The sequence below is a fragment of the Streptomyces sp. NPDC005863 genome, from assembly GCF_042871345.1.
Classification (GTDB): Bacteria; Actinomycetota; Actinomycetes; order Streptomycetales; family Streptomycetaceae; genus Streptomyces.
Genome location: NZ_JBIAII010000002.1, coordinates 120,379 through 144,616 on the forward strand (window position 1 = coordinate 120,379; position 24,238 = coordinate 144,616).

Consider the following 24,238-nt stretch of genomic DNA (forward strand, 5'->3'; position numbering starts at 1 on the left):
GTCGTTGCGCGGGGTCGTTGCGCGCAGTCACCACGCGAAGACCGCCCAACCGCGGTGCGGCAGCGGGGCGTTGAGCTCCGACACGGCTGCGGTGGTTTCGGCGGGGGCCTCGCTTGTCGTCGTTTCGACCTCGGCCGGCTCGGCGAGCGGAGCGAGCAGCGTGGCCCGTACGTGTACGTGGTGACCTTCCCCGGCCCCGTGAGGCGGACGAGTCGGGCCAGGGAGGTGGATGCGGGGGCGCGCCGGGTCGGCGCTGCCGTTGGCCACCGCGAGCCGGTGACCGCCGTCCGCGGCCCCCGTCACGTACGGGATCAGGTGCGGGGCCCCGCTCACCAGCGGGAGTTGGGGCCGCTCGCCCTCCAGGAAACGGATCGTCGCGTGCAGCAGCCGTCGGCTCTCGTCGCCGCGCGCCAGGTCGGCCGGTGCCGTCGCGGGCAGGGTCGCGACGCGGCCGCCCAGCGCGTTGACGAAGTGGCAGCGCCCCGCGCCCCACGTACGACCGTCGGGCGTCCGGATCCGGGTGAGGACGCGGGCACCGGCCAGGGGCACGACGCGGGCCAGCGCCGGCTGGACGTCCACGCTCAGGAACGCGCCCCCGCCGCCCGCTTCATCGTCACCACCGCCCTCCCCCTCCGCGCCCTCCGCGCCCTCCGCGCCATCCGCGCCGAGAATCTGTTCCATCGCGTACGGGCCCGGGAGCGCCGGATCGTCACGGCCGAGCACCTCGGTCACCCGTACGCCCATCAGGTCTGCGAAGCCGCGCCGGGTCAGGGCGTGCACGGCCACGCCGTCCAACAACAGCCCGCCGCGCAGGAATGCGCGTATCTCGTCGTCGTCGAAGGCGTGGACCTGACGCCCGAACACGGCCTGTACGGGAGCCGGCCGCTCGGTGACCGGCACACCGTGACCGAGAAGGAAGTCCGCGGTCCGCGCGGGGTCGGCCACCAGGCCGTCCAGGCCGCCCAGCCCGTCCGCCTCCGCGGGCAGCCGGGCCGCCGTGTCCTGCCGCCAGGGCAGACCCACCCCGAGCGGGGCCGCGTCGTCCGCGACGTGGCGTGCGGCCGGGCACTCCCGGGCCAGCCAGTCCAGGGCCGGCCTGGACCGGCGCAGCAGCTGGTCGATGTCCGGGAAGTTCTCGGCGTGCTCGGCGTGCGTGGGGTGGAGGTTGAGCAACAGCGCGCCCGCGCCGACGAGTTGCGCGGTGACCATCTCCGACCAGGTCTGGGTGTCCGACTTCGACCAGGAGGTGTGCGGCCAGTTCTCGATCTCCGGCTCGCAGGCCACGTGGCCGGGGCGGAGCGCGCGCTGCGCCTGGAGGGACCAGAGCCCGGAGGCGAGGGTGCGGGCGGGCGTGTCGGAGTACGGGGCGAAGTGCGGGCGGTGGGTGACCTCGCCCCCGATGGACAGCGCGCCGAACAGCCCCTCCCAGTCGCGCCCCTCCACGGAGTGCCGGGCGGGCAGGGAACTCATGAGACCCAGCCGCGAGCGGCCGCCCGAGCGCTCCCGCACCACGTCGGCCAGGCCCTCGGCGACTTCGAGTTGGGCCGTGTGCCACACCTGTTGCAGTTGGGCGCGCCACGGGTGGGGCGGGCCGGGTGCGGTGACCGCCGCGACCACCTGGTCCCGGGTGACCGGCTCGCCGACGCGTGACGCGAGGCGCCGCAGCATGAGCGGCTCGAAGCCGCCGCCCCAGTCGAGCGGGGCGTGGTTGTGGAAGCGGAAGTCGTCCTCGACCCACAGCACGCGGAAGCCGAGTTCGGCGAAGAATCCGTAGTGCGCGAAGAGCCAGCGGCGCCACACGGGGCAGGCGAAGGACGCCTGGGCGGCGGCGCGTTGACCGGTGGGCGAGACCATCGGCGCGAAGCCGAGGGTGCCGATGCGGCCCCGGTCGGCGTGGCCGACGGTGACCCAGGGGTTGAGGCTGACCCGCAGGCTCGCGGCGGCGAGTATGTCGCGGGCCTCGGCGGCGGCCGCGAACCACCGGGCCTCCTCCGCGCCGGCGAGGTGCCCGGTGTGCCACTGTTCGGCGCCGAGCAGGAGCACCACCTCGTCGACGCCGTTCTCCCCGCACACCTTGGCCAGCGAACGGGCGCGGTCGGCGAGGTCGGCGCCGGGCCGCAGCTGGAAGCGCAGGTGATAGCGCGCCCGCCGGACGGGTCGGGCCTCCGCCGGGTCCCACTCCGTACCGGTGTCCATCCGCGGTCCCCTCGCCGAGCTCGTCCTGTGAGGTACCTGGTGAAGTACCTGGTCAATTGCCTGGCCGCGCTTGCCGGTTGGGACTCCGTGGTGTCAGCAGGTGCCGGTGTCCGGTGCGGCAGCAATTAGTTCGGCTAGGATCCAAAATAAAGGGAGGCCCGTCAACAGGTTCACGACAACTCCACAGGTCCACGACAGCGCATCAGGTTCACGACAGCGCCTCGCCGACCCGACCCGCCCCTCCCCCACCCCGCGCCCCCGCATAATTTGGACGGCACCCGCGCTATACGACCCTCGGCAAGGAGCGGCCCCGGTGAAGGCAGACCTACGCGGCGCAGGCATACGCGACCTGGGCAGGTCGAGGGTGCCGCGCGCCGGCGACCGTGCTTCCCTGCGCCGGGCCAACCTCAGCCTGGTGCTGCGTCTCCTGCGTGACGCCGGCCCCCGGCCCCGCGCCCAGATCGCGGCCGACACCGGACTGCCGAAGGCCACCATCACCCACCTGGTCGCGGAACTCATGGAGTGCGGTCTGATACGGGAGGGTGCGGCCGAGCGGCACGGTTCGGTCGGCCGGCCCGGCCGTACGGTGGAGATCGACGGCCGCACCGTCTGCGGCATCGGCGTCGAGATCAACGTCGCCTATCTGAGCCTGATCGCCGTCGACCTGCGCGGCGAGGTCACGGCTCGGCACCGCGCCCCGCTGGACGCCCGCGGCAGCGAACCGGCCGACATACTCGACCGGATGGCCGAGGCCATCGGGGAGGCGTGCACGAGTCTGCGTGAGCGGGGCGTCGACCCGGTGGCGGTGACCGTCGCGGCCCCCGGCGTGATCAAGACCGGTTCCGGAGTGGTCTCGTACGCCCCCAACATCGGCTGGCAGGACGTCGCCGTCGTCGACGGACTGCGCGAGCGGCTCGGCCCCGGCGCGCCGCCGATCGGGCTGGAGAACGACGCGAAACTGGGGGCCGTCGCCGAGTATCTCGTCGCCGCGTCGGCCGACATCCACGACCTGATCTACATCACCGGTGAGACGGGCGTCGGCGGCGGCATCATCTCCGACGGCCGGCTGCTGCAGGGGGCGGCCGGTTTCGCCGGGGAGATCGGCCACATGCCGCTGGCGCCGGACGGCACGCCCTGCGTCTGCGGCCGGGTCGGCTGCTGGGAGACCATGGTCGGTCTGACGGCCCTGCTCCATCGGGCCGCACCGCCGCACGACCCGGTCCGCGACCCTGCCGTCGACCTGGAGGAACGGCTGACGGTGCTGCGCCGCCGCGCCGACGCGGGTGACGCCGCCACCCTCGCCGCCCTCGGCCGGATCGCCGACGGGCTCGCCTTGGGTGTGGCGCTGCTTGCCGATGTGCTCAATCCCCGGGCCGTCGTCCTCGGCGGTTACTTCACCCACTTCGGCGACCACTTGACCGACCGGGTGCGCGCCGGGTTCGCCGCCCGGGTCATGGCTCCCGATGCGGGCGGCTGCGAGATCATGCTGTCGTCCCTGGGCTTCAGCGCCGCGGCGCGCGGCGGCGCCCATCTGGCCCTGGACAGGGTTTTCCAGGACCCGATCGGAACGGTCACTCCCTGAGCGGGACGGTCACGCCTGATCTGGACCGTGACACCCTGATCGGCACGCCATTCCCCACCCGCGGGCAAACCGGTCAGCACACCTCCGACTCGAAGGTCCGCAGCAGGTCCGCGGCGACGCTCACGGCGATCGTCGCGGGCTCCTTCCCGGTCACGTCCGTCAGCCCGATCGGGGTCTTGATCCGGTCGATGGTGGCGTCGTCGTGACCGCCCTCCGTGGCAAGCCGTTTGCGGAACCGCACCCACTTCGCCGCCGACCCGATCAGGCCGATGGAGCCGAGATGGCTCGTGCGCAGGGCGGCGTCGCACAGCGCGGCGTCCTCGGCGTGGTCGTGCGTCATGATCAGGACGTGGGTGCCGGGCGGCAGCTCCTCCAGGACCTCCTCGGGCAGCAGCGGCGTGTGGTGCACGTGCACCTGCGCCACCGCGTCGGCCAGCGGCGCGAGCCGCTGCTCGGCGAGCAACTCCGCGCGGGTGTCGACCAGATGCAGGTCGATGTCCTGACGCGCCAGGATGCGCGCGAGTTCGAGCCCGACGTGCCCGACGCCGAAGACCGCGACGGCCCGTACCACCGGCAGCGGTTCGAGCAGCACTGATACCGTGCCGCCGCAGCACTGCACACCGTGCTGGTTGGTCACCTTGTCGTTCAGGGCGAAGTCCAGCAACTCCGGCTCCGGCTTGGCCACTTGGATCATCTCCCTGGCCCGGTCGATCGCGACGGCCTCCACGTTGCCGCCGCCGATCGACCCCCACGTCCGCGTCCGCCCGACGACGAGCTTCGCGCCGGCGTCGCGCGGCGCGTGGCCGCGCACGGTCGCGACGGTCACCAGTACGCCGGACTCCCGGCGTGCCCGCAACCGCGCGACCGCGGCGATCCATGTCATGTCAGGCACCGTTCAACGCTGTCGCGTCGGTACGGAGCGTGCCGTCGGCGGCCCGCCCGGCTCCCGTGCCCGTGCCCATGCCCGCGCCCGCGCCACCGTCGACGGCCACGCCCGCGTGGGCGGCGCCGTCCTCTCGTACCGCCTCGATCGCCCAGAAGACCGCCTCCGGTGTCGCGGGCGAGGCCAGTTCGACGCTCACCCCGGCCGGACCGAACGCGCCGGCCGCCTGCCGCAGCGCTTCGCGTACCGAGAACGCCAGCATCAGCGGGGGCTCGCCGACCGCCTTGGAGCCGTAGACCGCGCCCTCCTCGGTGGCGTCCTCCAGGAGCGTCACGTTCAGCTCCTCGGGCATCTCCGAGAAGCTCGGCAGCTTGTAGGTGCTGGCGGCCTGGGTCAGGAGGCGGCCGCGGTTCGGTCCCTCGCCGGTGTCCCAGCGCAGGTCCTCCAGGGTCAGCCAGCCGGCGCCCTGCACGAACCCGCCCTCGACCTGACCGACGTCGATCATCGGCGACAGGCTGTCGCCGACGTCGTGCACGATGTCCACGCGCCGGATGCGGTACGCGCCGGTGAAGCCGTCCACCTCGACCTCGGCCGCGGCCGCGCCGTGGGAGAAGTACTTGAACGGCGAGCCCCGGAACGTCTTCGCGTCCCAGTGCAAGCCCTCGGTCCGGTAGAAACCGGCGGCCGACAGCTGGACCCGCTGGAAGTACGCGGTCCGCACCAGGTCGTCCCAGGCCACCTCCGCGTCGCTGCCCAGGGCGCGCGCGACGCCCTCGACGATGCGGACGTCCGCCGCGCTCGACCCGAGCCGGGTCGCGGCCACCTGCAGCAGCCGCTCGCGCAGCTGCTCGCAGGCGTTCTTGACCGCGGCGCCGTTGAGGTCGGCGCCCGCGCTCGCCGCGGTGGCCGAGGTGTTGGGGACCTTGTCGGTACGGGTCGGGGCCAGGCGCACCTTGTGCAGCGGGATGCCCAGGGTGGTCGCGGCCACCTGCAGCATCTTGGTGTGCAGGCCCTGGCCCATCTCGGTGCCGCCGTGGTTGATCAGGACCGAGCCGTCCTTGTAGATCAGCACCAGCGCGCCGCCCTGGTTGAAGGCGGTGAGGTTGAACGAGATGCCGAACTTGATGCCGGTGACCGCCAGCGCCCGCTTGGTGTGCGGGTGCGCGGCGTTGAACGCGGCGATCTCGCGCCTGCGGTCGGCGATGCCGGCGTTCTCCTGGACCTTCTCCCAGACGGCGGCGATCCTCCGGTGCTGGCGGACCGGCTGCCCGTACGGCGTCACCTGGCCCTCCCCGTAGAAGTTGCGCTCGCGCAGTTCCATGGAGTCGAGGCCGAGGAGCGGGGCGCAGCGGCCCATGATGTCCTCGATCACGAGCATGCCCTGCGGTCCGCCGAAGCCGCGGAAGGCGGTGTTGGAGACCTTGTTGGTCTTGGCGATGCGGCCGGCGACGCGGGCGTTGGGGATCCAGTACGTGTTGTCGATGTGGCACAGCGCGCGGGCCACCACCGGCTCGGACAGGTCAAGGCTCCAGCCGCCGTCCGCGGTGAGCGTGGCCTCCAGGGCCCGGATGCGGCCGTCGGCGTCGAAGCCGATCTTCCAGTCGGCGTGGAAGCCGTGCCGCTTGCCGGACATGGTCAGGTCCTGGGTGCGGTTGAGCCGCAGCCGGACCGGCCGTCCCGTCAGCTTGGCGCCGAGCGCGGCGACGGCCGCGAAGCCGTGCGGCTGCATCTCCTTGCCGCCGAAGCCGCCGCCCATCCGCAGACACTGCACGGTCACCTCGTGACTGTGCAGGCCGAGCACGTGCGCGACGATCTCCTGGGTCTCCGAGGGGTGCTGGGTGCTGCTCTGCACGAAGACCTGCTCGGCCTCGTCGATGTGCGCGAGCGCCGCGTGCGTCTCCAGGTAGAAGTGCTCCTGGTCGGAGAAGTGCAGCTCGCCGGTGAACACGTGCGCGGAGTCGGCGAACCCGGAGTCGACGTCGCCGGTCACCATCACGGGCCGTGCGCCGTGGAAGCTGTTCGCGGCGATGGCCTCCTGCAGCGTGACCACGGAGGGCAGTTCGTCGAGCTCCACCTCGACGGCCGCGGCGCCGAGCCGTGCCGCCTCCAGGGTCTCGCCGAGCACCCAGGCGACGGCGTGGCCGTGGAACATGACCACGTCGGGGAAGAGCGGTTCGTCGTGCTTCATCCCTGCGTCGTTGACGCCGGGCACGTCGGCGCCGGTCAGCACCCGGACGACGCCGGGCACGGCCAGCGCGGGCGCGGTGCGCAGCGCGGTGATCCGGCCGTGGGCCTTCATGACCTGCACCGGGTACGCGTGCAGCACGTCCTTGGTGCGGTGCACCAGGTCGTCGGTGTAGAGCGCGGTGCCGGTGACGTGCTGGACCGCGCTCTCGTGCGGCATCGGGAGACCGACGACGGACTTCTCGGGACGCTCGGACAACTGGCTCATGACGGCACCGCCTCAGTGGTTTGCGCGTACAGCTTGAGCAGGCTCTGGCCCAGCATCGCGGAGCGATATCCGGCGCTGGCGCGATGGTCGTTCATCGGTGTGCCCTGGGCCCGCAGCACCTGGGCCGCGGCTTCGGCGGTCCGGGCCGTCCACGCCTCGCCCTCCAGGGCGGCCTCGGCCGCGAGGGCGCGGATCGGGGTGGCGGCGACGCCGCCGAGGCCGATGCGCGCCTTGCGTACGGTGCCGTCCTCGATGTCGAGCGCGAAGGCCACCGCCACGCTGGAGATGTCGTCGAAGCGCCGCTTGGCGATCTTGTGGAAGGCCGTGACCTTCGACAGCGGCAGCGGGACGCGCACCGCGCGGATCAGCTCGCCGGGGCGGCGCACGCTCTGCCGGTAGCCGGTGAAGTACTCCGCGAGCGGGACCTCTCGCTCCCCGTCGGCGTCGGCGAGCACCACCGACGCCTCCAGCGCGAGCAGCACCGGCGGGCTGTCACCGATGGGTGAGCCGGTGCCGAGGTTGCCGCCGAGGGTCGCGCCGTTGCGGATCAGCCGGGACGCGAACTGCGGGAAGAGCTCGGCGAGCAGCGGTACGTCGCCGTCGAGCCGGCGCTCGATCTCGGTGAGCGTCAGCGCGGCGCCGATCTCGATGTGGTCCGACGCGACGCGCAGCTCCCGCAGTTCGGGCAGCCGGTCGACGGCGATCACGCAATCCGCCCTGCGGGAGCGGATGTTGACCTCGACGCCGTAGTCGGTGGAGCCGGCGACGATCACCGCGTCGGGCCGCTCGCGCAGCAGGTGGAGGGTCTCGGCGAGGGTGTTCGTGCGCAGGAACACCCCGTCGTCCCCGGCGTACTCGGTGGCGACCGGGGCGGGCGGTGCCTGTTCGCGGCGGAGCGCCAGCGGGTCGTCATCGGCGGGCGTCCCGACGGCGAACGCGGCGTCACGGATGGGGCGGTAGCCGGTGCAGCGGCACAGGTTGCCGCTGAGGGCGTGCAGGTCGAAGCCGTTGGGCCCGTGTTCGGCGTCCGCCTGCTCCGGGTGCTGAGCGTTCTCCGTGAACTCAGAGAGCTCCGTGTGCTCCGTCTGCTCAGCGTTCTGCGTCTGGTCCGTACCGGCGTGGGCGCAGCGCGTGGGGCGGTAGTACTCGGCCGCCATGCTGCAGATGAACCCCGGTGTGCAGTAGCCGCATTGGGAACCGCCGCGGACCGCCATCTCCTCCTGCACCGGGTGCAGGGCGGGCGGCGTGCCGGCTTCGCCGCCGGTGGCGAGGCCCTCGGAGGTGACGATCTCCTGGCCGTCGAGCGCGGCGGCCGGGACCAGGCAGGCATTGACCGCCACCCAGTCGGTGGGCTTGTGCACACCGGGCCGGGCCACCAGGACCGAACAGGCGCCGCACTCCCCCTCGGCGCAGCCCTCCTTGGTGCCGGTGAGGCCGCGCTCGCGCAGGAAGTCCAGTGCCGTGGTGTGGGGCGTGGCGGGGAAGAGGGGGGTCTCTTTCCCGTTGACGGTGATCCGCGCTTCTGTCATGACGGGCCTTCGATGCGGTGCGTGATCGGTCGTTTCATGTTGTTCACCAAGGTCGGAGACTTTCTGTGTCCGGACGCGCCGCGGGGCAGGGAGCGGCGCGGAACGGCACGCGAGGGCGGCGTGCCGATGGGTGGGAGCGGCCCCCGAAGGAACCGGGACCTAGGAGCGCCGGGTGGCCCGGCTGGGAACTGCTGGAGCCCGGAGAACCCGGCGGGACCTGGGGTGTGCAGCGGAGGTGACCGGCGGAACGGCTCGCTCAGCGACAGTCGGGTACGGCGCGGTCAGCAGCCGTGCGGGGCACGGGGCCGTGCAACAGCCGTGCGCGGCAGGGCCCGTTCAGCAGCCGTGCGCGATCCGGCCCGGGACCCAGGCGGTGCACTGGGCGAGGCGACCGAGGTCAGAGCTGGTGTACATCCGCTGGTCGCCTCCTTCCGGGCGTCGGTGGTCCGTGGCTACCGCAAGCTAGTGCGCCGGGGACGGCCAGGTCAAGGGGTCCGCTCCTGCCCACCGGGACGACGGGGGCGCCGTCCGCCACGGGAACTTCGACCTATACGATCTTCCGTCGGAGTCAACGAAATCACGGGGAAGCACCGTCATGACCGAAGTCCTGTCCGTCCAACAGCAGTCCGCCCTCAGCCAGTTGGCGCCGGGCGAGCAGCTCCTCGCGTACGGCATCGTCGTCCCGGTGAAGGGCGCCGAGGGTGTCAAGATCAAGTACGGCAAGCACGGCAAGGTCGGCGGCATGCTCGGTGACCATCTGATGCACCGGTACGGAGCCGAGGCCGGCGGCGCGCAGAGCATCGCCGCGGCCATGCCGCCCACGTCCGGCGCGCTGCTGATGCGGGTGACGGACCAGCGGGTCGGCCTCGTGGGGGTGCACGACGGCGCTCCCGTGTGGGAGGTCCCCCGCACCTGGGTCGCCCGGGTGGAGCGCCGTCGGCGCCTGCAGCTCATGGCCCGCTTCCGGGTGCACTACGCGGACGGCAGCTGGCTCGCCTTCTTCACCGCGCGCCGCCGCACGATCGAGGCGTTCGGCGCCGTACTGAACGGCGACGGCGGCACCGGGCCCAGCTGAGTCACCAGTCGAGGCCGGCCGCCACCGGCAAGTGGTCGCTGCCGGTGGCGGGCAGCACCCACGAGCTCGCCGGCTCCACTCCCCTGACCAGGATCTGGTCGATCCGCGCCATCGGGAACTTCGCCGGCCAGCTGAAGCCGAAGCCGTCCCCGGCCTTCTCCTGGGCCGAGTCCAGCTGCGCGGTGACCCCGTCGAAGGCGCGGTCGTCCATCGTGCCGTTCAGGTCGCCGAGCAGCACCACCCGCTCGTTCCGCTCGGCGGCCAGGGTCTTCGCCAGTGATCGCGCGCCGGCGTCCCGCTGCCCCGTCGCGAAGCCCGACCCGGGGTTCACGCGTACGGACCCCAGATGCGCCACGTACACCGCGAGCCGCCCCCGGTCCGTGGCCACCGTGGCCCGCAGCGCCCGGGGCGTGGCCTTCCTCTCCTCGGCCGTCAGGTGCTCCGCCAGCGGCCCTGCCATGCCCTGCATCGCGACGTCGACCGTGCGGATCTCCGACAGCGGCCGCTTGCTCCACAGCCCGACCGTGCCTTGCACCGTGTGGTGCGGGTACGCCGTCGCCAACTCCTTCTCGTACGTGCCCCGGGCCTGCGAGCTGATCTCCTCCAGGGCCAGCACGTCCGCCCCCGAGGCTGCCAGGTCACGGGCGGTGCCGGCCGGGTCGGGGTTCTCGGCGCCGACGTTGTGGCTGACCACGGTGAGGTCACCGGCCTGGTGGGACTTGTCGCCGAGCAGCCCGCCGAAGAGGCTCAGCCACGTCACGGCCGGCACCAGCAGCGCGATCACCGCGGAGGCCGAGCGGCGCCACAACGCGGCGGCGAGCAGCACCGGGACGAAAAGACCGAACCACGGCAGGAACGTCTCCACCAGACTGCCGATGCCGCGGCGGTCCGTGATCTGCGCGTGAAGGATCATGAGCAGGCCGAGGACGAGCGCGAGCGCCGCGAGCACCAGGCCGCGTCTCCACGGGCCCGGCCGGGAGAGGGCGGTGAGCGCCGCCCATCGCTTGGAGCGGGGCCTGTCGGCTCCGGTGCCTGGCGCTCCGGGGTCGGTCGCGCCCGTGTCGGTCGTACCCGTGTGGGTCGCACCCGTGTCCACCGCGCCGTTCTGTCCGGCCTCCGCCGTCTCCACCTGCGTCATCGTTCGTCCTCGTTCACTGTCACTCGCTGTCGATTGCTGGCGTTCGCTGTCGATTGGGTTCGTCACGGGCATCTCGGCGGCCGCCGCGCTCAGTGCCGCATCCTCGGGTCGTGTGTCGCGTCGGCGTACCTGCGCGGGCAACCGCCCTCGGTCGAGACCTCGTCCGTACGCACCTCGTAGTGCCAGGGCTCGTTGTCGTAGATCTGGCACAGCCCGTACGCGGCACCGTGCCGCGACAGCCAGCCCGTGGCCTCGGAGCGCCCGATGTCGACCGCATCGCCCGACACGTGCGGAGAGGTCTCCGGGGTGGCCACCCATCGGGCGGCCTCCTCTTTGGACCCGTACTTCGCGACCGCCTCGCGGAGCAGCTGGTTCTGGTACGCCGGGGAGCGCCAGCCACTGTTGACGTGGAAGTCGACCCCGTCGTCCTTCGCGGCCGTCGCGGCGCGGCGGAGCGCCGTGAGCAGCTCCGGATCGAGCCGGGCCACGGCCGGGGTCCCCTCGTCGAAGACGGTCACGTCGCCGGATACGGCGCCGTCGGCCGCGCCGAGCCGACCGCCGCCGAGCTGCCCGCGCGGCGCATTGGGGAGCGACGCGTCCGAGGCGGACGACGAGGCGCCCGAGGACGACGTCGGCGGCCAGGCGTTCCATAGCCGGGGGCCGATGACCGCGGTGATCGCCGCCATGACGACCACCAGGCCGACGATCACCAGGCCGACGGCCGTCGCCCCCTGAACCCGGCGAACCCTGCGAACCTGGCGAACCTCGCTGGTCCCCGTCCGTACCGAAGGTGGTGTTCGAGTCATACCGCCAGTCAAGGCAGCCCGGTGTTGCCGCCCCGTATGCGGATTTGGATACGCCGACGATAGGTCCCGACTCGTAGCCTCGGACCGAGCTGCGGGGCGTCAACGCCCGGGCGCCCGGCCGCAGATGGACACACACCAGCAGACGGCCGCGCCCCCGACATCGTTGTCAGAAGCGCGGCCTGCACCTTCCGTATTGCTACCGCACGCCGCCGCGTGCGCTCGCCCTACCGGGTGTAGACGGCGTCACTGCCGTACAACTCCCTGGTGAACGCGGAGACATCGGCGCTGCGATCGGTGCCGTCGAGGTTGTACGTCAGGTAGACGCCGTAGCCCTCGTCGACGGTGCGGCGGGCGAGGTCGGCGACGGTGCCCTGTGACGTCCCGCCGATCTCGACGGCCGCGGGCGACAGTTTCGACTTGGGCAGCGAGATGCCGGGGACCTGCCAGGAGCCGTAGTACGGATTCCAGGCGTAGTCGAACTTGGATGAGACGTCGACGCCGCCGTAGGAGAGGCGGGACGCGGCCGGGCCGATGTTGTAGAGGCTGATGATCTTGCCCGGCATGTTCGCGCGCAGCGCCGTCACCAGATGCACGAACGAACTGGCGTTGGGCTGGCCGGTGCCGTTGTTGCCGTACTCGGCGTACTCGTCGTCGAAGTCGATGCCGTCGAGCTTGTACTTGGAGACGGTGTCCGACAGTTGCTTCGCGAAGGTCGAAGCGGCCTGCTTGGACGGGAAGTTGGCGAAGCCGGCGCCCTGGTGGTTGCCGAGCACCGAGAGGACGACCTTGATGCCCTTCTGCTGCAACGGCCGTATCTCCGTGGCGGCGTTGTCGAGCACGCGCTGCACGTTCTCGTTGAAGTGCAGGTATGCCGCCTTCTTGCCGGTGTCGTAGTTGATGTTCGCCGCGAAGATCACGGCGACGTCGAAGACCTTGTCGCCGCCGTTGGCGAGCGTGTACTTGCCGACGTTCAGCATGCTGTTGTTGTTCACCTCGACGTACGCCACCGAGGTCGGCCCCTGCTTCGCGGAAACGGGGGCGGGAGCGGGGTTGGGAGCGGGGGCAGGGGCCGCTGCCGCGCCGGTTGTTGCGGTCGTGCCGAAGGCGAGGGCCGCGACGGCCGAGAGCGCGAGCGCGGCGGTCCGCGCTCTGCTCCGTACCAGAGTGAACATCGTTGATCGGTCTCCCATCGCATGGGTCGGCGCCCGACCTGTTCGAAAGCGCCGAGTGAGCCCTCCGAGTTTTGCGCTCCTGTGACCGAACCCCGATATTCGTACGCGAATTCTTCACGATGTCCACGCACCTCGCGCCCCGGGCGTCGCTCCGGTCGTCGCCCGGCGGGACTACAGGTCTCGGCAGATCCCGCGGGCCTCGGCCAAGTCCCGCTTCGCCGTCGCGTCGAAGCGGAAGACCTTGGCGTGCCGCTCCTGCGAGCGGCGTATGGCCTGGGCCAGGGGCTTGTACCGCGCGTCGCCCGCCGCGGCCGACGCGGAGAAGGCGCCCGCCGCGTTGTAGCGGCCCACGGCGATCTCGCCGGCCGGCCCCTTGGCCGTGTACTTCGCCTCGTCGAAGCCGTCGAGCGCCTGGCAGGCGGCGCGTGCGTCCCCGGCGGCGGTGCCGCCCTCCGGTGACACGTCGTCGTCACTGAGCGCCCACGCCGCTCCGACCGCGCCCGCCCCGACGACGAGTCCCGCGGCGAGCCACACGGCCACCGTCGTGGTGCGGGGGCGCGGTCGCGGGGTCGAGGGCGCGGGCGCCGGGTGGGGCGGGGGCGTGTGGTCCTGCTGTGGCTGCATCAGGACAAGATAATGCGGGCCGTTTTGGGGGCGACGCCGGGCTGCTCACACGTGTACGTCAGAGCTGCTCACACGTGTACGTCCGGGTCGCGCACCCCCCGAAGGTCCGGACCGTCCGCCCCCGTGAACGTCGGGGCCGCCCACCCCCGCGGCGAGGAGGCCGCGAACCCTACGGGATCACCGTTCCCGGCCCGTTGTCCCCGCTCAGGTTCTCGCCGAACAGCGCCTTCGCCGCCGGTGCCCCGATGTCCTTCGGGTTCCGCGCCGTCGACTTCGTGGCCGTCAGGCCGCCCGCGGCGCCCCGCAGCAGCCACACCGCGCCGCCGTTCACGACGGAGTCCAGGTTCTCGCCCGGCGCGCCCGCGACGAGGTCCGCCTTGGCGTCGCCGGTCGTGTCGAGCAGCCGTACCGACGCGCCGAACACGTCGCCGGACTCCGCGACACCCGGCACGCCCGCCGTGTCCTGGTGGAACGCCTGCGCGCCCCTGCCGGTCAGACCGCTCCCGCCGCCCTTGAGCAGGACGACCGCGCCGGCCTTCTTCTTCGTGCCGATCGCCTCGCCGGGGACGCCGACGGCCAGGTCGGGGTAGCCGTCGCCGTTCGCGTCGCCCGCGCTCAGCCGGCCGCCGAACTGGTCGCCCTTCTCGTTCACGCCGGGCACGCCCGCGGTGTTCTGCGTGATCGTCTGCGTACGGGTCTGGCTGGGGCCGGACGCCGAGCCGTAGTAGATCTTGACGGTGCCGAAGTCCTCCTCGGTGCCCTCGGTGTCGCCGCCCGGGAAGATCCGCGTGGCGAGGTCGGCGTAACCGTCCCGGTCGAAGTCGGCGACGGCGGTGCTCGACGCGGAGTTCAGCCGCTGCGGGACCGTGGAGAGACCGGTCCTGGTGCCGAGCCACAATTTGCCGCCCTCGGCGTGGTTCTCGTAGACATAGAAGGTCGCGAGGTCCTCGATGCCGTCGCCGTTGAAGTCGCCCGCGGCCGTCGAGTTGATGGAATTGTCGGTGCTGTACACCTGCACCTGCTGCTCGCGCGCGGGGGCGCCGCTCCGGGTGAAGGGGCCGTAGAGCACGTCGTGGTAGTCGTAGTCCTCGCCGTTGCGCAGGAACAGGTCCTGGTGCCCGTCGTCGTCGAAGTCGCCCGCGGTGAGGTCGTCGCCGACCTCGGCGTTCGCCGGCGCCGCGACGCGGACGGCGCCCTCGCCGGAGATGCCGGTCGTGCGGCCCCACAGGACGATCACCGATCCGCTGACGTTGTTGTCGGGGCGGTAGCCGCGGGCGACCGCCGCCAGGTCGGTCAGGCCGTCGCCGTCGAGGTCGCGGGCGACCAGCGTGTAGCCGAAGACCTGGTTGTCGCCCGAGTCGCCGGGCACGCCCGGGGTGTCCTGGGTGATGACCGTGGTGCGGGCCGGGTCGAGGCCCTGGGCCGAGCCGTAGCTGACCGTGATGTAGCCGGCCCACACGTGGCCGCCGACCGTCGCGCCGGGCGCGGCGACGGCGACGTCCTGGTGGCCGTCGCCGTCGAAGTCCTCGCGCACGGTGACGGCGCCGGCCTTGGCGGACGTGCCGGACGTGCCGGCTGCGGCGGACGCGGCGGCCGGTACGCCGAGCGTGCCGATCAGGGCGGCGGCCACGGCGGTCGAGAGAGCGGGTCGGCGGATGCCCACGGTTCCTCCTTGGGCGCGAGCGATCGCGAGCGATGTCGGGACGCGTGCGCGCGGGTGACGTTCACCTGCGAGACACGCGGAGGCCACCGATGGTTGTACACGCGCTGAACGGCCGTCGCAGGGGGAACCTGCCGTCCGCCGAAAGGGAGGCCCTGTAGGCCCGCGCACTCTCGGGACCTTCTACCGGCAAGGACGGGACCTGCAGTGACAAGAGGAGCGAGATGTCCGTGTTGTTCTTGTTGCAGAGGCGCTCAGCGACGCGCGCTTCCCCCCTCCCCGTCCTCATCCCCCGTCCTCATGGAAGGTCCGCTCGGATGTCCTCCTCACGCACCCGGCGCACGGCCGGCGCCCTCACGGCTCTCGTCGCCGCCGGAGCCGCCCTCGCCGTCGCCTCGGCCGCCCCGGCCTCCGCCGCCCCGGCCTCCCCCGCTCCCGCCGCCCCGAAGCCGCCCGCCCCCTCCTCCGGATACGACGGCCACTACGGCGATGCCTGGATCGGCGGGCACTGGAACCAGGACTACTACCAGTACCCCCGGCCGAAGGCCGGCGCCGACCTCAAGGTCACCGCGACGGGCCCGCAGCACATCGACCACAACCAGGAGCGCGTCTGGCAGGTCGTGGTCACCAACGTCGGCAAGAGCACGGCGAACAAGGTCAATTTGACCACCACGCTCCCCAACGGCATCACGCACGTCGCCGACCGGGTCAGCCAGGGCTCCGCCACCTACACCCCCGGCGGCTCCCTGATCGCCGACCTGGGCGACCTCAAGCCCGGCGCGGCCGTCCGCCTGGACATCGCGGGCAAGGGCCCCTCCTACGGCGGAGGCACGGTCCACCTGCGCAGCGAGGCGGGCACCACCAGCCGCGAGACCAACACGGGCAACAACACCGCCTCGGTCGCCACGCGCATCAGCTGACCCGCTCCGAGCGGCCGACCGTCGGGACGTCAGGGAGTCGACGTCACGGAGTCAGTGAGTCGGCGAGTCGGGGGAAGCGCCTCAGCCCACCAGGTCGGGCGCGCGCAGCATCTCCCGCGGGATGCCCCAGGCGTCGACGAGTTCGGCCGCGATGGGCCGGACCTTGGCGCAGAGGTCGTTCACCTCGCGGCGGATCGCCTTGGAACGCTGCACGGTCAGCCGGCCGTGCTCCATGAACCAGGCGCGGTCCGCCTCGATGGTGGAGAGGGCGAACAGGTCGCACAGCAACCCGAGGGCGACCTTGTGGTCACCGTCGGGCAGCCCCTGCACCTTCGCCACGAAGGCCTCTAGGACCAGCCGTTCGACGTGCGCGTGGGCCACCGCGATGACGTGGTCCTGCACCTGCGAGAAGACGACGCCGGGGTGGCCCTTCTGGTCCATCCCGCGCTTGAGCCGCCGCGCCGCGCCGGCCAGCATGTGCTCCTCGCGGAAGCGGAGCATGGCGAGGTGGTACTCCGAGTCGAGGAGGCCCGCCTCCTGGTCCCACTCGTCGCCGCCGGGCAGCAAGTCCCGTACCCGTTCAAGGAGTTTGTGGGCCGAGGACTTCTCGATGACCGTCTCGACGGCGAGGTTCGTGACGTAGCGGACCATGCCGAGCTGGTCCATGCTCTCGAACTCGCTCGCGTGGTGCGTGAGCAGGCCCTTGGCCACCAGTTGCAGCAGCACGTGGTTGTCGCCCTCGAACGTCGCGAAGACGTCGCTGTCGGCCTTCAGCGCGGCGAACCGGTTGACGGCGAGATACCCGGCGCCGCCGCACGCCTCGCGGCACTCCTGGATCGTCCGCGTCGCGTGCCAGGTGCCGAGCGCCTTGATGCCGGCGGCCCGCGCCTCCAGCTCCCGCCGCGCCTGCTCGTCGTCCGCGATCCCCGAGAAGACCTCGTGCAGCTGGGTACGCGTGATGTCCTGCGCGAAGTGCAGCGCATAGGTGCGGGCGATGAGCGGGAGCAGCCTGCGCCGGTGCATGCCGTAGTCGAGGAGCACCTGCTCGTCGGCGTCCGAGGCCGCTTCGAACTGCCGTCGCCGGAGCGCGTACTTGGTAGCGATCGCGAGGGCGACCTTGGCGGCGTTGACGGCGCCGCCCGCGACGCTGACCCGGCCCTGCACGAGGGTGCCGAGCATGGTGAAGAAGCGGCGGTTCGGGTTGTCGATCGGGCTCCGGTAGACGCCCTCCGCGGTGACGTCGGCGAACCGGTTGAGCAGTGCCTCGCGCGGCACGCGCACGCCGTCGAACCAGATCCGGCCGTTGTCCACGCCGTTGAGGCCCATCTTGCGGCCGTCGTCCTCGATCCGTACGCCGGGGGCCGGCTGCCCGCCGACGCGGATCGGTACGACGAAGGCGTGCACCCCCCGGCGTTCCCCGCCCACCTCCAGCTGGGCGAAGACGACCGCCACCTCGGCGTGCCGGGCCGCGTTGCCGATGTAGTCCTTGCGCGCCTGGTCGTCGCCGGTGGTGATGACGAACTCCTGGGTCCCGGCGTCGTACCGGGCCACCGTGCCGAGCGCCTGGACGTTGGAGCCGTGGCCGGTCTCGGTCATCGCGAAGCAGCCCATCAGCTTCCCGGTCACCACGTCCGGCAGATAGGTCTTGTGGTGGTGCTCGGTGCCGAGCTGCAGGATCGCGCCGCCGAAGAGCCCGAACTGCACGCCGACCTTGACCAGGACCGACAGATCGCCGAAGGCGAGCGTCTCGAACGCGGCGATCGACGCGCCGACGTCGCCGCCACCGCCGTACTCCTTGGGGAACCCCATGCCGGTCTGGCCGGTGGCCGCCATCTCGACGACGATCTCGCGCACGCGCTCGCGGAACGCGTCGAAGCCGAGCTGCTCCGCCTCCTCCAGGACGTCGGCGTACGCCACCAGGTTGGTGCGGACGAGGCGGCGGACCTCGGCGTACTCGCCGTCGAGCAGCTCGGCGAGGGCCTGGGTGTCGATGACGGGCTGCACGTAGCCGCTCGGGGAGTCGGCGCTGTCGCCCTTGTCGGCGTTGTCGGCGTTGTCGGTGACCATGTCGGACGGCTACCCGGTCGCGGGAAGATCAAAGCGGGGCTTGCCCGTACGGACGCGTACGACGTGTACGGGCGCGCACGACCGTGTACGGACGCGTACGGACCGTACGGGCGCCCGCGAGGTCAGGCCTGCCGCAGCGCCGCGCGGCCCGCGAAACGTGCCGAGTCGCCCAACTCCTCCTCGATCCGGATCAGTTGGTTGTACTTGGCGGTGCGGTCGGAGCGGGAGAGCGAACCCGTCTTGATCTGACCGCAGCCGGTCGCCACCGCCAGGTCCGCGATGGTGGTGTCCTCCGTCTCGCCCGAGCGGTGCGACATGACGGCCGTCCAGCCCGCCTCGTGTGCCGTGGCGACGGCGGCGAGCGCCTCGGTCAGGGTCCCGATCTGGTTGACCTTGACCAGGACCGAGTTGCCGACGCCGGTACGGATGCCCTCGCGCAGCAGCGTCTCGTTGGTGCAGAAGACGTCGTCGCCGGTGAGCTGGCAGCGGGCGCCGACGCGGGCGGTCAGCTCCCGCCAGCCGTCCAGGTCGTTCTCGGCCATCGGGTCCTCGATGGAGACGACCGGGTAGGCGTCGATGAGCTTCGCCAGGTAGTCGGCCTGCTCGGAGGGCGTGCGGCGCACCCCCTCCCCCACGTACTCGTACACGCCGTCGCGGAAGAACTCCGAGGACGCCGGGTCCATGACGAGGCCGATGTCGGCGCCGGGACGGTAGCCGGAGCGCTCGATGGCGGACATCACGAAGTCGAGGGCCTCCTCGGCGGTGCGCAGCGCGGGCGCGAAGCCGCCCTCGTCGCCGACGCCCGTGGCGTGCCCGGCGCGCAACAGGTCCCGGCGCAGCGTGTGGAAGACCTCGCTGCCCATCCGGACGGCTTCGGCGAAGGTGTCGGCGCCCACGGGCGCGATCATGAACTCCTGGAAGTCCAGCGGATTGTCGGCGTGGGCACCGCCGTTGACGATGTTCATCATCGGCAGCGGCAGGAGGTGGGCGTCGGCGCCGCCGAGGTGGCGGTAGAGGGGCCGGCGGTGGGCCGCAGCGGCGGCCTTGGCGGCGGCGAGGGAGACGCCGAGGATCGCGTTGGCGCCGAGCCGGGACTTCGCGGGGGTGCCGTCGAGGTCGATCAGTACGGCGTCGAGACCCGCCTGGTCCGTCGCGTCCCGTCCGCGTACGGACGCCGCGATCTCCTCGTTGACGTGGGCCACCGCGCGGTCGACGCCCTTACCGTGCCAGCGCGCGGGGTCCCCGTCGCGCAGCTCCACGGCTTCCCGGGCGCCGGTGGAGGCCCCGGAGGGGACGGCGGCGCGCCCCAGGGATCCGTCGGTGAGGACGACGTCGACCTCGACCGTGGGGTTGCCCCGGCTGTCGATGATGCGGCGGGCGAGGACGGTGTCGATGGCGGTGTGGATGGCGGTGCCGACGGAACCGGCTCGTTCGGCGGACAGGGGTGAGGCGGGTGACATGGGAGTCCTTCCCGTTGTCGTGGTGCCGGGCCCCGGCTGCGACGACGCTGGCGCTGGGTCCGACGATCCTGAACCCTACAGCAATGCTGTTCAGTTTTGCTGCACAGCATTGCTGACCATCGGGGGTACGGGACCGCGCCGGAGGAAGCCGCGCAGGTCAGCCGTGCAGGTCAGCCGCACGGCGGCGCCGGGCGACGGGCTAAAGTGCCGTATGCCCACCTCGGAAGCCGCCGCCATCGCCGCCGAACTGCGCACGGCGATGGGCAAGCTCACCCGACGCGTCAAGCACGAGGACCGCATCCCCCTGGGCCAGGTCGCGGTGCTCGGCGCGCTCGACCGCGACGGCGCCATGACCACCAGCGACCTCGCGGCCGACCAGCGCGTGCGCCCCCAGTCGATGGCCAGGGCGGTGGGGCTGCTCATGGAACAGGACCTGGTCACGCGCCGGGCGCACCCCACGGACGGCCGCAAGTCCCTGGTCGAGCTGTCGGACGCGGGGCGGGCGGCGCTCGACGCGGAGCGCGGCCGCAGGGTCGGCTGGCTCGCGCAGGCCATCGACGCCGAACTCGACGACGAGGAGCGGGAGCTGCTCGCGCGGAGTGCGACGCTGCTGGAGCGACTCGCCACGCACTAGTGGAATTTTCAACCACACGGCTCTGTTGCAGGCCTCGAAGGAGGCAGACAGTGGAGCGAACAGTGGACACGACGTACTACGGCCACGGCACGCCGGCGGAGCGCTGGGAGCGGGCGCGGCTGTTCTTCGAGGCCAAGGAGTACGCGACGGCGGCGCGCGTCCTGGTCACCCTGGCCGACGAGGTGCCGGAGCAGGTGGCCCCGCGTCTGCTGCTGGCCCGCGCCTACTACCACTCGGCCCAACTGGGGCGCGCCGAGGCCGCGTTGCGCGAGGTCCTCGAACTCGACCCGGTGGAGAGCTACGCCCGGCTCATGCTGGGGCGCACGTTGCAGCGGCAGGGCCGCCCGGACGACGCGCGGCCGCACCTGCGGATGGCGGCCGCACTGACCGGGGACACCGGCCAACCGTGAGTCCGTGACGGGCGGACGGCCGTGCGTCCGTGACGGGAAGGGCGGCCGTGCGTCCGTGACGGGCACGTGGGACCCGCACCCTCTACCGTCATCCGTACGACCCGCCACTGCGGCAGCGGCGGGCACGGATGACGGTGAGGACCGCGATGGGCAAGATCATCTGGATGATGTCCGTGTCCCTGGACGGCTTCATGGAGGGGCCGGAACGCGACCTCGACTGGAGCCTGGTCGACGACGAACTGCACCGCCACTTCAACGAGAAGGCGGCCCGCATGGGCGCGTTCTTCGAGGGGCGCGTCACCTGGGAGCTGATGGCCTCGGTCTGGCCGACCGCGGACGACGAGCCGGGGTTCACCGAGGCGATGCGGGAGTTCGCCCCCATCTGGCGCACCATGCCCAAGTACGTGTTCTCCCGGACGCTGGAACGGGCCGACTGGAACACCACGATCGTGCGCGAGGTGGTCCCCGAAGAGATCCGGGCGCTGTGCGAGAAGGCGAACGGGGACGTGGTGGTGGGAGGGGCGGACCTCGCCTCGACGTTCCTGCGCGAGGGACTGGTCGACGAGATCCACGTCTACGTCCACCCGGTGCTGATCGGCCGAGGCAAGCCGATGTTCCGGCCGGCGGACCTCAAGACGGACCTGCGTCTCGCCGGAACCCACACCTTCGGCAACGGCGTCGTCCTGCTCCGCTACGAACTCGGCGGCTGAGCACACCGGCGGACACAGCGCTTTCCCCCGGCCGCCGCAACACCCGTCCACCTCACCGCCAGATGGCCTCCGCCACCGCGACCCCCGCGAAGGCCGCGCCCAGGCCCACCACCACACTGCCCAGGGCGTTGGCCGTTGCCTTGACGCCCGCGCCGCGCTCGGCCAGGCGCAGGGTCTCGTACGAGAACGTCGAGTACGTCGTCAGCGCCCCGCACAGGCCCGTGCCGAGGAACAAGTGCGTCTGAGCCGTCGCGGCGCCCGCCGTGACCGCCCCGGTGAGCAGGCCGAGGACCAGACAGCCCGCCGCGTTGACCGTGAACGTGCCCCAGGGGAAGTCCGTTCTGTGCCGCTTCTGCACGGCGCGGTCCGTGAGGTAGCGCAGGGGGGCGCCGATCATGCCGCCGACGATGACGAGCAGCCAGTTCATGTCCGCCTCCACGCCACCGCGCGGCGCGTCGTCCACGCCGCGCACCGGACCGCCGCGAGGGCCGCCAGCAGGGTCAGGACCAGATAGGCGATTCCGGTGCGGGGGTGGCCCTCGCGGATCAGGCGCTCGATGTCCACCGCGTACGTCGAGAACGTGGTGAAACCGCCGAGGACGCCGGTGCCGAGGAACGGCCGCACCAGGCGGTGTGCCGTCCGCGCCTCCGTGACCAGCACCATGAGCACGCCGATCGCCGCGCATCCCGCGGCGTTCACCAGGAGGGTCGTCCAGGGGAACGTGAGGGAGGCGGTCGGCCAGATCTCGGACGCCGCGTAGCGGGCGGCCGCGCCCAGGCCGCCGCCGAGGGAGACCACCGCGATGATCTGCCCCTGGCCGTGCGTCAGTTCGCGGCGCTGCGCGGCCACGGACAGATCGATGTCCGGGTCGGTGGGTTCGTCCGCCGACCCGGGCCGTTCAGCTCGCATGGGTCCACGCTATCCGGCGGCCCGGCCGGACACCGCGCCGCCGGGCCGGTCCTGGAGGGCGCGTACGAGGCCGGTGACGAGCTCCGCGCGCTCCGCCATGGCCGACACCACCAGGTACTCGTGGTCGGCGTGGGCCCCTCCCCCGACGGCGCCGAGACCGTCCAGCGTCGGCACCCCGAGCGCGGCCGTGAAGTTGCCGTCGCTCCCGCCGCCGACCGACCGGCCTTCCACGCCGGGCATCAGTCGCCGCGCCACGGCGAAGAGTTCGGCCGCCGCGGACTCGGGCATCGGAGGGCGTCCGACGGAGCCGCGGACGGTGAGGTGCGCGCCGTCGAGGTGCGGCGTCAGGGCCGCGAACGCGGACTCGACGCGCTCCTTCTCCGCGCCCGTCGCGACGCGGACGTCGACGACGATCGCCGCCTCGGCGGGGACCACGTTGTCCAGCGTGCCAGCAGAGGCGACGGTCGGCGTGACGGTGGTGCCGATGTCGGGGCGCCCGAGCGCCGCGATGTCGAGGACCTGGTGTGCCGCCTCGACGAGGGCGTTGACGCCCGCCTCGGGTTCGAGTCCGGCATGCGCGGCGCGGCCGGTGACGGTCACCTCGAACGTCCCGCACCCCTTGCGCCCTGTCTTGAGTCCGCCGCCCTCGGCCGCGCCCTCGAAGACCAGGGCGGCGCCGCAGGCGAGGGCGCGTTCCTCGATGAGGGCGCGGGAGGTGCGGGAGCCGACCTCCTCGTCGGCGGTCACCAGGATCTCGACGCCGGTCAGGTCGTCGAGCGCCGCGAGTCCGTGGACGGCCTGCACGAGACCGCCCAGCATGTCGAAGACCCCGGGTCCTGTCGCGTGCCCGTCCTCGACCCTGAAGGGGCGGCGCGCGAGGGTGCCGAGCGGAAACACCGTGTCGTGGTGGCCGAGGACGAGTACCCGGGGGTCACCCCCGCCCGACCAGTGCACGTGCGGCCCGGCCTCGCTGTCCACGAGCACGGCCCGTCCGCCGAGCCGCTTCTCGACGACCGCGGCGACGGCGTGCGCCGAGGCGGTCAGGGCGTCGACGTCGCGGGAGGGCGACTCCACCTCGACCAGCGTCCTGAGGTCATCGATCATCGCGTCGACGTGCACGTCGGCTGCCTTGTGGTGCGTCACGCCGCAAGAATACGCGGCGGTTGATCACGGCCCGCGGCGTGCGACGGGCGCCGCCACCTTCGGCGGCCAGGCCGCGGGGTCCAGGAGCCCCAGTACGTACGCCCGCGCCACCAGCGCCGTACGGTTCGGGGCCTGGAGGCGCCGGCAGAGCCGCGTGAGGTGGTAGTTGACGCCGTCGACGCCGATCCCGACCGTGCGCGCCACGACCGATGTCGTGGCGCCGCCGGCCACCAGGCGCAGGACGCGGGCCTCCTGCGCGCTCAGGGCGGGGTGGGCGAGCTCCGCCCCCGCGCTGTCCGCGCCGGCCGTGGTGCCGTCGCCCGGCGGCTCCGCCCGCTCCTCGGCCACGCGCAACGTCACCAGCAGGGGCGGGGTCTCCTCCAGCGGGTCGGTGACCGGTTCGACGGTCACCTGGCCGTGCCGGGCCGCGCCCCGCACCCGCCACGTCGCCTCGACGGGGTAACGGGATCTGCGCCCGGAGCGCATGGCCTCGTCGAGCTTGCGGAGCTGCCGTTCGTTGGTGGGCGTGAGCAGTTCGAGCAGCAGCCGGTTCGCGACGCGGCCCGGCTGGAGGCCCAGGGCCGCGGCGAACGCCGGGTTGGCGACGGAGACGAGACCGTCGGCGCCCGCGATGGCGGTCGGGGTGGGGGAACGGTCGAGCAGGCTGAGGAAGCGGCCCCGCCAGACGGCCGCGTCGGCGACCTTCTCCGCCCCGTCGCCGGGGCCGTCGCACGCTTCGCCCGTGTCACTCACATGCATCACTTCCCGCACACATCGCGCACCTCCCGCACACCAGGACCGGCCCACACCGCCACCCGCACAGTTCCGCACTCCACGCGCAAGCGCCGGGACGGAAAAGACCCCTACA

Annotated in this window: 21 protein-coding genes; 6 read left to right on the forward strand and 15 right to left on the reverse strand. The window is 72.4% G+C overall.

Features of this window, described 5'->3' with window-relative positions; translation table 11 throughout:
* Nucleotides 1-27: 27 nt before the first annotated feature.
* On the reverse strand, nucleotides 28-2,196 hold the full coding sequence (locus ACFYO9_RS06855) for a hypothetical protein (protein WP_358774440.1): 2,169 nt from the start codon (nucleotides 2,194-2,196) through the stop codon (nucleotides 28-30).
* A 313-nt stretch (nucleotides 2,197-2,509) separates the two neighbouring features.
* Here ACFYO9_RS06855 and ACFYO9_RS06860 point away from each other — a divergent pair, with 313 nt between their 5' ends.
* On the forward strand, nucleotides 2,510-3,778 hold the full coding sequence (locus ACFYO9_RS06860; RefSeq protein WP_358774438.1) for an ROK family protein: 1,269 nt from the start codon (nucleotides 2,510-2,512) through the stop codon (nucleotides 3,776-3,778).
* A 73-nt stretch (nucleotides 3,779-3,851) separates the two neighbouring features.
* Here the strand turns inward: ACFYO9_RS06860 and xdhC are convergent, their stop codons facing one another.
* From xdhC to ACFYO9_RS06875, 3 genes are read right to left on the reverse strand one after another with little or no spacing between them, the layout of a single operon-like run.
* Complete coding sequence (gene xdhC / locus ACFYO9_RS06865) at nucleotides 3,852-4,661, reverse strand: xanthine dehydrogenase accessory protein XdhC (protein WP_355809824.1); 810 nt, start codon at nucleotides 4,659-4,661, stop codon at nucleotides 3,852-3,854.
* 1 nt (nucleotide 4,662) lies between these two features.
* Nucleotides 4,663-7,113: a xanthine dehydrogenase molybdopterin binding subunit gene (gene xdhB, locus ACFYO9_RS06870; RefSeq protein WP_358774436.1), complete on the reverse strand. Its 2,451-nt coding sequence runs from the start codon at nucleotides 7,111-7,113 to the stop codon at nucleotides 4,663-4,665.
* Complete coding sequence (locus tag ACFYO9_RS06875; protein WP_358774435.1) at nucleotides 7,110-8,642, reverse strand: FAD binding domain-containing protein; 1,533 nt, start codon at nucleotides 8,640-8,642, stop codon at nucleotides 7,110-7,112. Before ACFYO9_RS06875 ends, xdhB begins: the two co-directional genes overlap by 4 nt.
* 595 nt (nucleotides 8,643-9,237) lie before the next feature.
* Here ACFYO9_RS06875 and ACFYO9_RS06880 point away from each other — a divergent pair.
* On the forward strand, nucleotides 9,238-9,717 hold the full coding sequence (locus ACFYO9_RS06880; RefSeq protein WP_358774433.1) for a hypothetical protein: 480 nt from the start codon (nucleotides 9,238-9,240) through the stop codon (nucleotides 9,715-9,717).
* Nucleotide 9,718: 1 nt separating this feature from the next.
* On the opposite strand, the gene ACFYO9_RS06885 is transcribed toward ACFYO9_RS06880, so the two are convergent.
* The 5 genes from ACFYO9_RS06885 to ACFYO9_RS06905 form a co-directional block, all read right to left on the reverse strand.
* Nucleotides 9,719-10,855: an endonuclease/exonuclease/phosphatase family protein gene (locus ACFYO9_RS06885; protein ID WP_358774430.1), complete on the reverse strand. Its 1,137-nt coding sequence runs from the start codon at nucleotides 10,853-10,855 to the stop codon at nucleotides 9,719-9,721.
* A gap of 89 nt (nucleotides 10,856-10,944) precedes the next feature.
* On the reverse strand, nucleotides 10,945-11,541 hold the full coding sequence (locus tag ACFYO9_RS06890) for a M15 family metallopeptidase (protein ID WP_358774551.1): 597 nt from the start codon (nucleotides 11,539-11,541) through the stop codon (nucleotides 10,945-10,947).
* A gap of 344 nt (nucleotides 11,542-11,885) precedes the next feature.
* The gene (locus ACFYO9_RS06895; protein WP_358708423.1) at nucleotides 11,886-12,833 is read right to left on the reverse strand and encodes an endo-beta-N-acetylglucosaminidase H; all 948 of its coding nucleotides are present in this window, start codon (nucleotides 12,831-12,833) and stop codon (nucleotides 11,886-11,888) included.
* 171 nt (nucleotides 12,834-13,004) lie between these two features.
* A complete protein-coding gene (locus ACFYO9_RS06900; RefSeq protein ID WP_358774429.1) occupies nucleotides 13,005-13,457 on the reverse strand; it encodes a hypothetical protein in 453 nt (150 codons plus the stop codon).
* Between the two features lie 169 nt (nucleotides 13,458-13,626).
* Complete coding sequence (locus ACFYO9_RS06905; protein ID WP_358774427.1) at nucleotides 13,627-15,120, reverse strand: hypothetical protein; 1,494 nt, start codon at nucleotides 15,118-15,120, stop codon at nucleotides 13,627-13,629.
* Between the two features lie 314 nt (nucleotides 15,121-15,434).
* Between ACFYO9_RS06905 and ACFYO9_RS06910 the strand changes: the two genes are divergently transcribed.
* Nucleotides 15,435-16,037: a hypothetical protein gene (locus ACFYO9_RS06910; protein ID WP_358774426.1), complete on the forward strand. Its 603-nt coding sequence runs from the start codon at nucleotides 15,435-15,437 to the stop codon at nucleotides 16,035-16,037.
* A gap of 81 nt (nucleotides 16,038-16,118) precedes the next feature.
* Here the strand turns inward: ACFYO9_RS06910 and ACFYO9_RS06915 are convergent, their stop codons facing one another.
* Nucleotides 16,119-18,104, reverse strand: coding sequence for an acyl-CoA dehydrogenase (locus ACFYO9_RS06915; protein ID WP_358774424.1), 1,986 nt, complete (start codon nucleotides 18,102-18,104; stop codon nucleotides 16,119-16,121).
* 122 nt (nucleotides 18,105-18,226) lie between these two features.
* Nucleotides 18,227-19,564, reverse strand: a complete 1,338-nt coding sequence (gene eno / locus ACFYO9_RS06920) for a phosphopyruvate hydratase (protein WP_358774422.1) — start codon at nucleotides 19,562-19,564, stop codon at nucleotides 18,227-18,229.
* A 211-nt stretch (nucleotides 19,565-19,775) separates the two neighbouring features.
* On the opposite strand from eno, the gene ACFYO9_RS06925 reads away from it, so the two are divergent.
* From ACFYO9_RS06925 to ACFYO9_RS06935, 3 genes are all read left to right on the forward strand, one after another.
* Nucleotides 19,776-20,198, forward strand: a complete 423-nt coding sequence (locus ACFYO9_RS06925) for a MarR family transcriptional regulator (RefSeq protein ID WP_358774421.1) — start codon at nucleotides 19,776-19,778, stop codon at nucleotides 20,196-20,198.
* Nucleotides 20,199-20,260: 62 nt separating this feature from the next.
* Nucleotides 20,261-20,608, forward strand: coding sequence for a tetratricopeptide repeat protein (locus tag ACFYO9_RS06930; protein ID WP_355809827.1), 348 nt, complete (start codon nucleotides 20,261-20,263; stop codon nucleotides 20,606-20,608).
* Between the two features lie 146 nt (nucleotides 20,609-20,754).
* A complete protein-coding gene (locus ACFYO9_RS06935; protein WP_358774549.1) occupies nucleotides 20,755-21,318 on the forward strand; it encodes a dihydrofolate reductase family protein in 564 nt (187 codons plus the stop codon).
* A gap of 52 nt (nucleotides 21,319-21,370) precedes the next feature.
* On the opposite strand, the gene crcB (ACFYO9_RS06940) is transcribed toward ACFYO9_RS06935, so the two are convergent.
* The 4 genes from crcB (ACFYO9_RS06940) to ACFYO9_RS06955 all read right to left on the reverse strand — a co-directional run bounded on the left by crcB (ACFYO9_RS06940) (nucleotide 21,371) and on the right by ACFYO9_RS06955 (nucleotide 24,123).
* Nucleotides 21,371-21,745: a fluoride efflux transporter CrcB gene (gene crcB / locus ACFYO9_RS06940; RefSeq protein ID WP_358774419.1), complete on the reverse strand. Its 375-nt coding sequence runs from the start codon at nucleotides 21,743-21,745 to the stop codon at nucleotides 21,371-21,373.
* A complete protein-coding gene (crcB, locus tag ACFYO9_RS06945) occupies nucleotides 21,742-22,227 on the reverse strand; it encodes a fluoride efflux transporter CrcB (protein WP_358774417.1) in 486 nt (161 codons plus the stop codon). The genes crcB (ACFYO9_RS06940) and crcB (ACFYO9_RS06945) overlap by 4 nt, the downstream gene beginning before the upstream one ends.
* 9 nt (nucleotides 22,228-22,236) lie before the next feature.
* Nucleotides 22,237-23,331, reverse strand: a complete 1,095-nt coding sequence (locus tag ACFYO9_RS06950) for a M20 family metallopeptidase (protein WP_355807204.1) — start codon at nucleotides 23,329-23,331, stop codon at nucleotides 22,237-22,239.
* 63 nt (nucleotides 23,332-23,394) lie between these two features.
* Nucleotides 23,395-24,123 carry a PAS domain-containing protein gene (locus tag ACFYO9_RS06955; protein ID WP_355806712.1) on the reverse strand — a complete coding sequence of 243 codons (729 nt, stop codon included), beginning with the start codon at nucleotides 24,121-24,123 and terminating at the stop codon, nucleotides 23,395-23,397.
* Between the last annotated feature and the right edge of the window lie 115 nt (nucleotides 24,124-24,238).

Coding starts and splice junctions, on each gene's coding strand:
- ACFYO9_RS06900 (WP_358774429.1), bottom strand. CDS start 13,457: ATGCAGCCACAGCAGGACCACACGCCCCCGCCCCACCCGGCGCCCGCG.
- xdhB (WP_358774436.1), bottom strand. CDS start 7,113: ATGAGCCAGTTGTCCGAGCGTCCCGAGAAGTCCGTCGTCGGTCTCCCG.
- xdhC (WP_355809824.1), bottom strand. CDS start 4,661: ATGACATGGATCGCCGCGGTCGCGCGGTTGCGGGCACGCCGGGAGTCC.
- ACFYO9_RS06875 (WP_358774435.1), bottom strand. CDS start 8,642: ATGACAGAAGCGCGGATCACCGTCAACGGGAAAGAGACCCCCCTCTTC.
- ACFYO9_RS06935 (WP_358774549.1), top strand. CDS start 20,755: ATGGGCAAGATCATCTGGATGATGTCCGTGTCCCTGGACGGCTTCATG.
- crcB (WP_358774417.1), bottom strand. CDS start 22,227: ATGCGAGCTGAACGGCCCGGGTCGGCGGACGAACCCACCGACCCGGAC.
- crcB (WP_358774419.1), bottom strand. CDS start 21,745: ATGAACTGGCTGCTCGTCATCGTCGGCGGCATGATCGGCGCCCCCCTG.
- ACFYO9_RS06910 (WP_358774426.1), top strand. CDS start 15,435: ATGTCCTCCTCACGCACCCGGCGCACGGCCGGCGCCCTCACGGCTCTC.
- ACFYO9_RS06925 (WP_358774421.1), top strand. CDS start 19,776: ATGCCCACCTCGGAAGCCGCCGCCATCGCCGCCGAACTGCGCACGGCG.
- ACFYO9_RS06915 (WP_358774424.1), bottom strand. CDS start 18,104: ATGGTCACCGACAACGCCGACAACGCCGACAAGGGCGACAGCGCCGAC.
- ACFYO9_RS06855 (WP_358774440.1), bottom strand. CDS start 2,196: ATGGACACCGGTACGGAGTGGGACCCGGCGGAGGCCCGACCCGTCCGG.
- ACFYO9_RS06895 (WP_358708423.1), bottom strand. CDS start 12,833: ATGTTCACTCTGGTACGGAGCAGAGCGCGGACCGCCGCGCTCGCGCTC.
- ACFYO9_RS06950 (WP_355807204.1), bottom strand. CDS start 23,331: ATGATCGATGACCTCAGGACGCTGGTCGAGGTGGAGTCGCCCTCCCGC.
- ACFYO9_RS06880 (WP_358774433.1), top strand. CDS start 9,238: ATGACCGAAGTCCTGTCCGTCCAACAGCAGTCCGCCCTCAGCCAGTTG.
- ACFYO9_RS06890 (WP_358774551.1), bottom strand. CDS start 11,541: ATGGCGGCGATCACCGCGGTCATCGGCCCCCGGCTATGGAACGCCTGG.
- eno (WP_358774422.1), bottom strand. CDS start 19,564: ATGTCACCCGCCTCACCCCTGTCCGCCGAACGAGCCGGTTCCGTCGGC.
- ACFYO9_RS06885 (WP_358774430.1), bottom strand. CDS start 10,855: ATGACGCAGGTGGAGACGGCGGAGGCCGGACAGAACGGCGCGGTGGAC.